The organism is Streptomyces sp. sk2.1, from assembly GCF_008120935.1.
Classification (GTDB): domain Bacteria; phylum Actinomycetota; class Actinomycetes; order Streptomycetales; family Streptomycetaceae; genus Streptomyces.
The window spans coordinates 517,005-523,754 of the sequence record NZ_RDBO01000077.1 but is presented as its reverse complement, the minus strand read 5'-3'; the positions used below and the strand labels follow the sequence as shown (position 1 = coordinate 523,754).

General features: G+C 67.7%; 6 protein-coding genes. 3 read left to right on the top strand and 3 right to left on the bottom strand.

Annotated features, from left to right (window positions below):
* The first annotated feature begins 257 nt into the window (after positions 1-257).
* The 3 genes from EAO76_RS29755 to EAO76_RS29745 are packed head-to-tail and all read left to right on the top strand — an operon-like array spanning position 258 to position 4,347.
* Complete coding sequence (locus EAO76_RS29755) at positions 258-1,049, top strand: toll/interleukin-1 receptor domain-containing protein (protein WP_148838989.1); 792 nt, start codon at positions 258-260, stop codon at positions 1,047-1,049.
* Positions 1,046-3,022, top strand: a complete 1,977-nt coding sequence (locus tag EAO76_RS29750) for a hypothetical protein (RefSeq protein ID WP_148838988.1) — start codon at positions 1,046-1,048, stop codon at positions 3,020-3,022. The genes EAO76_RS29755 and EAO76_RS29750 overlap by 4 nt, the downstream gene beginning before the upstream one ends.
* On the top strand, positions 3,019-4,347 hold the full coding sequence (locus tag EAO76_RS29745) for a hypothetical protein (RefSeq protein ID WP_148838987.1): 1,329 nt from the start codon (positions 3,019-3,021) through the stop codon (positions 4,345-4,347). Before EAO76_RS29750 ends, EAO76_RS29745 begins: the two co-directional genes overlap by 4 nt.
* A gap of 405 nt (positions 4,348-4,752) precedes the next feature.
* Here the strand turns inward: EAO76_RS29745 and EAO76_RS29740 are convergent, their stop codons facing one another.
* From EAO76_RS29740 to ychF, 3 genes are all read right to left on the bottom strand, one after another.
* Positions 4,753-5,007 carry a Txe/YoeB family addiction module toxin gene (locus EAO76_RS29740; protein ID WP_148838986.1) on the bottom strand — a complete coding sequence of 85 codons (255 nt, stop codon included), beginning with the start codon at positions 5,005-5,007 and terminating at the stop codon, positions 4,753-4,755.
* Complete coding sequence (locus EAO76_RS29735) at positions 5,004-5,285, bottom strand: type II toxin-antitoxin system Phd/YefM family antitoxin (RefSeq protein ID WP_148838985.1); 282 nt, start codon at positions 5,283-5,285, stop codon at positions 5,004-5,006. Before EAO76_RS29735 ends, EAO76_RS29740 begins: the two co-directional genes overlap by 4 nt.
* Positions 5,286-5,462: 177 nt before the next feature.
* A complete protein-coding gene (gene ychF, locus EAO76_RS29730) occupies positions 5,463-6,551 on the bottom strand; it encodes a redox-regulated ATPase YchF (protein ID WP_148838984.1) in 1,089 nt (362 codons plus the stop codon).
* Between the last annotated feature and the right edge of the window lie 199 nt (positions 6,552-6,750).

The following is a 6,750-nucleotide window of genomic DNA, read 5'->3' as shown; positions in this document are numbered from 1 at the left end:
GTCCGGCGTGCACTGATCGTGGGCAGACCGAAGAAGTCGGGCCCGCCGCGTCGCACCGGGCCCGACTTCTTCGGTCTGCCCACGATCAGTGCACGCCGGACGAGGCATCTCCATCCGTACGCCCTTCCGTGGACGCCCCATGCCGTCACACGGTCGGGACCTCATGGCCCGGACGGGACCGGGTCCCTGCGCGCCGGTCCACGGCCCCCGCGCTCGCACCCGTTCACGTCCGGCTTCCTCTCACGAAGGGAACCTTCATGTCCGATGTCTTCGTCAACTACCGCACAGGTGACGAGGAATCCGCAGCGACCATGATCGCTCGGGAGCTCGCCCGGCGGTTCGGCCGCGAGCGGATCTTCTTCGCCAGCGACTCGATCGAGCCCGGCCATCGTTTTCCGGCGGAGCTGATCAGGGCTGCGGAGGAGTGCGAGGCGCTTCTCGCCGTGATCGGCCCGCGCTGGGCGGAGGTACTGGGGGCCGACGGCCACCCCGCCCTCGAAGCCGAGCAGGACTGGACCCGTCGTGAAATCCGGACCGCGCTCGACCGCGGGACCTTGGTGATCCCCGTGCTCGTCGGGAAGGCCACGCGGATCGACCGCACCGTCCTTCCGGACGATCTGCAGGAACTGGCGGACTGCCAGTACAGGCGGTTCGACCATCGCAACTCGGAGTCGGACCTGACAGCGCTCGGCGACGCCCTCGCCCGGCTGCTGCCCGAACTGGGCGCGGCGGACAGCGACACCCGTGCGGCGCGGGAGCGGGAGAAGGCGAAGTCCCGCAAGAAGTCGGCCAAGAACACCGGGCACACCAGGATGCGAACGCGTGACGTCGAGCAGCGCGTGCGCGGCGGCATCGGAAACCTCAACGGAGACCTCGGCACCTTCGTCAACGAGCCGCAGGGGCCCGTGAACACCGGTCGGGGCCACCAGTACAACGCCCCTCATTTCCAGGGCGACAACACCGGGGTCCAATTCACCGCGGGCGACAACAGCGGTACGGTCCATCAGCGCTTCGAGCGCGAGCGCCGAAGCTCGGACGACGGACGATGACCGAGCAGGACCGTGTCACCGTCAACGATCCGCGTGGCCCGGTGAACAACGGCGTGGGACCCCAGTACGTCTTCTACGGCGTCGGCTCGGATTGGATGATCCGCAAAGGAGTCGAGCCCCTCCGGATCGTCCGCGAGGACCGGGTGCGCCTGGCCGACCGGTTCGTCCCACCAGTGGGCCACCGCATCGCCGCCGACCGTCTGGAGAAGCCCGGATCGGTGGTGCTGCTGGAGGCTTCGCCCGGCAGCGGCCGTCGTGCCGCGGCGATCATGCTGCTGCACGGGCTCGGTGAGGACGGGGAGGCCGACGAGGAGGGGATCCGGTTCGAGGAACTTCCTGCCACGGACAAGGACGAGGACCTTCTCGCCCCCAGCGAGGGGGACCGCTTCCTCCTCGACCTCTCCGGTATCACCGACGAGGAGGCGTACGCCAAGGCCCAGCGGCTCTTGGCTGCGCGCCGGTCACAGGTCCAGGAGGCGGGGGCCCACATGGTCGTCGTCCTGCCTTCGGGCATGGAACACGCCCACGCGCCGGACCTCGAACCGGACACCGTGACGCTGGGGCGCCCCCGGGGCGTCGCCGTCATCACCCGGTACCTCCGTATGGACCGGATGGCCTTCCGTTCCGCGGACCTGGGGGACGCCGACCTCCGGCGTCTGTGCGCCCGCTCCCCCATGCGGGAACTCGCGCGTCTCGCGGGGCTGGTGAGAACTGCTCGCGACAGCGGACGGTTCGGCACCGACTTCGCCGGATGGCTCGACCAGGCGATGCACGCGGTGACCGACCGTGCCGGTGACGTGGGCCGACAGGTGGCCGCGGTCCGCAACGCGCCCGAGCGGGCCCTGCTGCTCGCGACGGCGATGTTCGAGGAAGCCCACGCCGACACCGTCTACGAGGCATGGCACGGCCTGATGAGGACGGTGAGGTACGAGGAAGAGACGACGACCGAGCTCGCGCGGACGGATTTCGGGGAGCGACTGGCGGCGCTGGGTATCGAGCGGGCCCCGGATGGGCGGCTCCTCTTCGACCGACTGGCCTACGCCGACGCTGTACGGACGTACTTCTGGGCGAACTTTCCCGGGATGCGCGACGATCTCAGAGACTGGATCGGCCATGCCGCCGGGCTCCATGGCCTGACCACCGACGATCGGGTGAACGTCGCCGTCCGCTTCGGCGAGCGGTCCCTGGCCGTCGGGCGGCCCGACGACCTCTTCGACCTCGTGGTCCGCTGGGCTCACGGAGCAACCGGGACGTCCTGCGACCCCCGAGCCGTGGCGGCCCTCGAGCTCGGCCTCAGTCACGAGAGGTTCGGGAGGTGGTTCCGCAGGCGGATGTACAAGTGCGCGAGGTCCGGCCCCTTGCCGGACGGCCTCGTCCGCGTCCTGACCGTCGTCTGTCTCCAGAGCCTCAGCACGACGCACCCGGATCAGGCGATCGTACGGCTCCATCACCTCGCTGTACGGGAGGGGGAGGCGGCGCGCGAGGCCCGGGAGGCACTTCTCGACCTCGCCGGCCGTGACCGCCGGCTCTACCGGCAACTGATCGACCGCCTGCGGGACCGGACGTATCGGGAGGCACGCGAGGCGGAACCCCATCTCCGGCTGCTCACTGAGCTGTTGAGGAGCGATCGAGCGCCGGACCCACCGCCGTGGCCGGCCCTGTTCCTGGGCTGGGAGACGGTTTTCTCCCAGCCGCCGGCGGAGCTCTGGAACCCGCTGGTGAGCAACTGGCTGAACACCGTGGCAGGCGACAGTGCACGGGAGATGGCACTGGACCTGATGGTCAGAGCGACGCGCGGTCGCATGACTGCTCTCCACCGCCTGTACGCCATCGCCTGCACCTGGGCAGGGTCCGCGCGCCACCCGTCCCGGGCAACCGTCGCCGCCCTCCTGTGGCAGCACATCGACCACGCGCAGTACGCCCGCACGGAGCGTGCGGGCGCCGGACCACGGACCACGGAAGAGGCACGATGAAAGACCGCTTTCCCAGCCTGCTGTTCGTCGCTCTCTGCGGCCTCGCACCGGCTGTGCTCGGAAACCTCCTGCACTGGTCGGCATGGCTGTGGGGCTTCATGTCCATGGTCACGACCTCGGGTTCCCTGCTGCTCGTGCTGGCGAACCTCAGCAGTGACCGCGCGTCGGCCGATCCCTACGAACCCGGGGAACCCGAGCCGCCCGCAGCACCGACGGAGCAGCCGTACCAGGAGACGCGGGTGGTCGATGCGGCGCTGCCGAGCGCGACGGACGGCTACGACTTCCTCTTCTCCGCCACTGTGTGGTGGAGGCCGGTACCCGGCCACTCCGACTGGTCCGACGGTGCCTCCCCGGCCCTCGCCGTGTCCTCGGTCGTCAGCCGGGCCCTGGAGGTCGTCCGCCGCGAGGAGCCCGGCCATGCGAGCTTCGCGCGGTATCTCCTGGAGGGGGAGTTGGGTGCCCCGCTCCCGGACCGGAGCGGACGGGTGAAGGCACTGGCGGCCGATGTGACGCTGACCCTCTCCCCCGCCGACCGCGAGCGCCTGCGGAAGTTGAACGACCTTCGCAAGGATGAAGAGATCTGGGAATACGAGCGTCAGCACGAACGCAACAAGCGGCGCTACCTGGGTGACGACGTGCTCGAGAGCGCGGGCAGCGCGGTGGTGTGGTGGCTGTCCCGTCACGAGAACGAGATCGAGAAGGCGGTCGACATGATCGGCCCACTCGCCCAGATCGCGGCGGCGGCCAAGAACGAGGAGGTGCCCGAGATCTTCCGGCACCTGCTCGTCCCGCCTGTGCACGCGCGGAGCGAGGCGACCGTCGGAGGCCCTTCGTGGCACGGGGAGAACAGGGAAGGAGAGCTGCTCGACCGCGAGGAGGAAGTAGGAGTTACGGACCGACTGCTCCTGTTACTGGCAGCGGTGGGCCTGAAACCGGACATGGACGAGTACACGGTGTTCGTGCACCGTGTGATTCGGAGTTTGGAAGCGGCCGGGCTGGACGAGGCCGCCGAGGAGCTCAGGCGGACCTTCTTCCCAGCGCCCGATGCGGATGGGGGCGAGGGACCGGAGGATGGGCCCTCGGGCGGGGAGGACACCACGGAGCCTTGGTCGCCGGACTTCTCCGGTCCTGAGGAATCTCCGTCCACCGACGCGGGCGCGTTCACGCCGGGGTCTACGGAGAACGGCACGGGCGAACGGAACCAAGGCCGACAGGAAACGAGTGAGGACAACGTGACGCCTCCGCGCTTCTGGGACACCTCGCACACCCCGCGCCGGCCCGTCGCACCTCACACACCGGACGAGAACAACGAGGACGAGAACTGATCCGGTAGGCGGCCTGCTCTCCGAGGCTCCCCTTCACCGCACATTGCGGCGGGGGAGCCCTTTCCTCCCCCGGGACCTGGGCAGGACCATCGCTGGCCGGGTGGTCCGAGGAAGTCTCACCCCCGGGCCACCCGACCAGTGAAGCGCAACCTCGAACGAAAGGATCCCGGTAACGTACCGCTCTCGGCGCCATGCAGAGGAGAGAGGCGACTGATAGGCGGTCAGCCACCCCTCACTGGTCGTCCAGTACGGGAGAAGACTCGCGAACATTTTGGAGGAGTGGGCTTTTCAAGGCTGTATGTCTGCCAGATCGACGCTGTGGCGATAGGCCGCCCACCAGGCGTTGGCGGCTACTCTGCGAATGAAGTCAGCACAGAACCAGCACGAGTACGCACCCAACCGGAATCAATAGTGGTAACGGGCCGCCAGGATGATGATCTCTCGGTCCGTGACCAGATAAACGAGGCGATGCTCGTCATCGATCCGCCGCGACCAGGCCCCGGGCAGGTGGTACTTCAGCGGCTCGGGCTTGCCGATCCCGGCGAACGGGTCCCGCAGGACGTCCTCGATGAGCTTGTTGATCCGGGCGAGCATCTTGCGGTCGTTCTTGAGCCAGGACGTGTAGTCCTCCCAGCCCCCCTCTTCGAAGACGAGCCTCACACGGCGCCCTTCTCGGCACCCGGCGCATCAGGGTCGATGAGCTCCCGCTCGGAGAGCCCTATGCCGCCGAACGCGTTCTCGTACGCCTTGAGCAGCCGACGGGCGTTGGCCGGCGAGCGCAACAGGTAGGAGCCTTCACGCAGGGCGGCGTAGTCCTCAGCCGAGACGAGTACGGCGTTCCCGTGCTTGGAGACGATCTCGATGGCCTCGTGATCATCGTTGACCTTCTTGATCAACGGGAAGAGAGCCTTGCGCGCCTCGCTGGCAGTGATCGACATCGACTGAACTCCCTCCAGGACTGGTACCACATAACGTACCACTTAATGGAGGGCGGGCGGGGCGAAAAGTCAGCACCGGGTCAGCACGGGAAGGAAAACGGGGCCCGCCTCAGGAGAGGCGGGCCCCGTTCAATCTGCACATTTGACAGTTCAACCTAGTTCATGAAAGTCGAACGCTCAGACGTTGAAGCGGAACTCCACCACGTCGCCGTCCTGCATCACGTACTCCTTGCCCTCCATGCGGGCCTTGCCCTTGGCGCGGGCCTCGGCGACGGAGCCGGTCTCGACCAGGTCCTCGAAGGAAACGATCTCCGCCTTGATGAAGCCCTTCTGGAAGTCGGTGTGGATCACACCGGCCGCCTCGGGGGCCGTGGCGCCCTTCTTGATCGTCCAGGCCCTGGCTTCCTTCGGGCCCGCCGTCAGGTAGGTCTGCAGGCCCAGGGTGTCGAAGCCGACGCGGCCGAGGGTGGCCAGGCCGGGCTCTTCCTGTCCCATGGACTGGAGGAGTTCGAGGGCCTCCTCGTCGTCGAGCTCGATCAGCTCGGACTCGATCTTGGCGTTCAGGAAGATCGCCTCGGCGGGGGCGACCAGGGCGCGCTGCTCGTTCTTGAAGTCCTCGTCGACCAGCTCGTCCTCGTCGACGTTGAAGACGTAGAGGAAGGGCTTGGTGGTCAGGAGGTGCAGCTCGTGGAGGAGCCTGCCCTTCTCGGTGCCGGCGGTGATGCCCGCGGAGAAGAGGGTCTGGCCGGACTCCAGGATCTTCTGGGCCTCCTCGACCGCGGCGAGAACCGCGACCTTGTCCTTCTGGAGGCGGGACTCCTTGGTCAGGCGCGGGACGGCCTTCTCGACCGACTGGAGGTCGGCGAGGATCAGCTCGGTGTTGATCGTCTCGATGTCGTCCTTGGGCGAGACCTTGCCGTCGACGTGGACGACGTTCTCGTCCTTGAACGCGCGGATGACCTGGCAGATCGCGTCGGACTCGCGGATGTTCGCCAGGAACTTGTTGCCCAGGCCCTCACCCTCGGAGGCGCCGCGGACGATGCCGGCGATGTCGACGAAGTCCACCGTGGCGGGGAGCAGCCGCTGGGAGCCGAAGATCTCCGCCAGCTTGTTCAGGCGGGAGTCCGGGACGCCCACGACACCGACGTTCGGCTCGATCGTGGCGAACGGGTAGTTGGCCGCCAGCACGTCGTTCTTGGTCAGGGCGTTGAACAGGGTCGACTTGCCGACATTCGGCAGGCCGACGATTCCGATCGTGAGCGACACGTTGGCGACTTCCTGAGGAGTGAGGAGTGAGGAGGTGGTGGGTGGAGCGGTTGCGGACCCGGTGGGCCGATTCTCCAGTTTACGGGCGAGGACGACCGGGCAACCACGGGTCCGCAACCGCTCCACCCACCACCTCCTCACTCCTCACTCCTCAGGAAGTCGCCAACGTGTCGCTCACGATCGGAATCTTTTTTTTTTC

Excerpts from the sequence above, each read along its gene's own strand:
- EAO76_RS29745 (WP_148838987.1), top strand. The coding sequence starts at position 3,019 with ATGAAAGACCGCTTTCCCAGCCTGCTGTTCGTCGCTCTCTGCGGCCTC.
- EAO76_RS29750 (WP_148838988.1), top strand. The coding sequence starts at position 1,046 with ATGACCGAGCAGGACCGTGTCACCGTCAACGATCCGCGTGGCCCGGTG.
- EAO76_RS29755 (WP_148838989.1), top strand. The coding sequence starts at position 258 with ATGTCCGATGTCTTCGTCAACTACCGCACAGGTGACGAGGAATCCGCA.
- EAO76_RS29735 (WP_148838985.1), bottom strand. The coding sequence starts at position 5,285 with ATGTCGATCACTGCCAGCGAGGCGCGCAAGGCTCTCTTCCCGTTGATC.